The organism is Actinomycetota bacterium (assembly GCA_036280995.1).
Classification (GTDB): domain Bacteria; phylum Actinomycetota; class CALGFH01; order CALGFH01; family CALGFH01; genus CALGFH01.
Genome location: DASUPQ010000401.1, coordinates 1 through 2285 on the forward strand (window position 1 = coordinate 1; position 2285 = coordinate 2285).

A 2285-nucleotide genomic window follows, 5' to 3' on the forward strand; every position below is an offset into this window, starting at 1 on the left:
CTCCCGGCGGATGGTCGGTGTGGGGTCCAGCTCCGAAGCCATCACAGCTCCCGGCGGATGGCGGCGCTGGCCAGCTCCTTGGCCCGCATCCGCAGCGGCCGGGCCCGCCAGGCGGCCAGGTCGAGCTCGCGCGCGTCATCCAGATCGGCCAGGAAGTGCTTCTCGAACTCGACGACGATGCCCCGGTCGCGCACGGACAGGTTGAGCTCGTCGTTGAGGGCGAACGAGCGGTTGTCGAAGTTGATCGACCCTACCGTCGCCCAGTTTGCATCCACGATCATCACCTTGGCGTGGAGCATGGTCCGCTGGTACTCGAAGATCCGCGACCCGCACTCCAGCATCCGCCCATACGCGAGGTGCCCGGCCCGGCGGACGACCTGCTTATCCATGTGGGGGCCGTTGGTGAGCACGCACACGTCGACCCCGCGCCCGACCGCCTCGCACAGGGCCTCCACGAACGCCCGCCGCGGGGCGAAGTAGGCGGTGGTCAGCCAGATCCGCTCCCTGGCGCAGGCGATGGCCGCGTAGAACAGGTGCTCGGCGTCGGTCGATCCCTTCTCGGCCGTGCTCCGGGTGACCTGCACCTGGACGCCGTCGTCGAAGCCGTCGATGTCGGGCAGATGGTCGGGCCCGGACAGGATGCACTGGGTCGCCTCGGCCCAGTTGTCCAGGAAGCCGCCGAACAGGTCGCGGGCGGCCGGACCCTCGACCCGCACGTGGGTGTCGCGCCAGTGGCCGGGGTCCTCGGTGTTGCCGGTCCATTCCTCGGCGATCCCGACCCCGCCGGTGAACCCGACCCGGCCGTCGACCACCAGGATCTTGCGGTGGGTACGGTTGTTGAGCTTGTGGAGGGTGTACCACTTGGGCGGCCGGAACCAGGCCACCTTGGCCCCGGCGTCCACCAGCTGGTCGACCAGGGAACGGTCCATCTTGGCCGCCCCGACGGCGTCCAGCAGCACGTTGACCTCGACCCCGGCCCGGGCCCGCTCGGCCAGCGCGTCGGCGAACTCGGGAGCGATGCTGCCGGTCCAGTAGACGTAGGTGGCGAAGTTGATGGTCTGCTCGGCCGAACGGATCGCCTCCAGCATGGCCGGGAAGATCTCGTGGCCGTTGCGGAGCACGGTGACGCGGTTGCCCTGGCGCAGCGGCGCGGTGGTGAGCGCCTCCACCATGCGGGCGAAGTCGGGCGTGCCCGGCGCGGGCGGGTCCTCCAGCTCGAAGCCCTTGCCGGCGGTGCGGTGGTACTGGGCCGCCTCGAAGGCGTAGACGCCGGCCAGTCCCAGCCCGCCGGCGAGGGCGGCCCGGCGCCAGGTGCGGGCGCTTGGCACGGTCACTCCCTTCCGTGTCGTCCCCTTGGGCGACCTGCGACTTCCCAGCGAAGCGGGAAAGCAAGCACGGTCGAATGCGGCCAGGATAGTTTGCTCGCCTTCTTGACTGAGAATGCGCGGGATGACAACTGCACGCTTGGGAAGGAGTCAAATGGCCGGCAGCGCGACCCGTGGACCGCTCGACCCCGGGCCCGACGACCGCGAGACCGCCCTGGCCGCCCGCTGGCGGCGGCTCCGCGAGGGCGTCCCCCCGACCCTGTACCTGCTGGTCTGCGCGGTCGTGCTGGCGCTGGCCCTGATCGGCGTCGGCTGGGTGCTGGCCAAGGTCGTCCACGACGACGGCATCGGCCGCGCCGACGCTGGCGTGAGCCGCTGGTTCGCCGGCGAGCGCACCGCCGACCTCAACGACGCCACCGTGTTCACCTCCGAGGTCGGCGGCACCCTGTCCGTCACCGCCCTGGCCGTGGTCGCGGTGGCCTTCGCCGCGCTCGTGTGGCGGCGCTGGCGGGAGCCGATGCTGGTCGCGGTGGCCGTGGCCGGCGAGGTGCTCATCTTCCTGCTGGTGACCATGCTGGTGGACCGCGACCGGCCGCCCGTCCGCCACCTGGACGAGGCCCCGCCCACCTCCAGCTTCCCCTCCGGGCACACCGCCGCCACCATCGCCCTGTGGGGGTCGCTGGCCGTGCTGGCCAACCAGCGGGCCCGCTCGGCGCTGGTCAGGAACCTGTTCCTGGTCCTCGCGTTCGTGGTCCCGCTGCTGGTGGCGACCTCCCGCATGTACCGGGGCATGCACTTCGTGACCGACGTGGTCGGCGGCGTCCTGCTCGGCGGGCTGTGGCTGGCCGCCACCGTCCGCGGCATTCGCCTCGGGGTGGCCCACTGGGCCCTGCGCCACGGCGGGTCCCCGGGTGAGGGGCGGCCGTGGCGGCGATCGGCCGTGCGCCATGGGTAGCCGGA

Annotated in this window: 2 protein-coding genes; one reads left to right on the forward strand and one right to left on the reverse strand. The window is 72.0% G+C overall.

Annotated elements, in window-relative coordinates; translation table 11 throughout:
* Nucleotides 1–41 precede the first annotated feature (41 nt).
* Nucleotides 42–1328, reverse strand: coding sequence for a phospholipase D-like domain-containing protein (locus VF468_13295; protein HEX5879270.1), 1287 nt, complete (start codon nt 1326–1328; stop codon nt 42–44).
* A 151-nt stretch (nt 1329–1479) separates the two neighbouring features.
* On the opposite strand from VF468_13295, the gene VF468_13300 reads away from it, so the two are divergent.
* On the forward strand, nt 1480–2280 hold the full coding sequence (locus tag VF468_13300; protein ID HEX5879271.1) for a phosphatase PAP2 family protein: 801 nt from the start codon (nt 1480–1482) through the stop codon (nt 2278–2280).
* Nucleotides 2281–2285 lie beyond the last annotated feature (5 nt).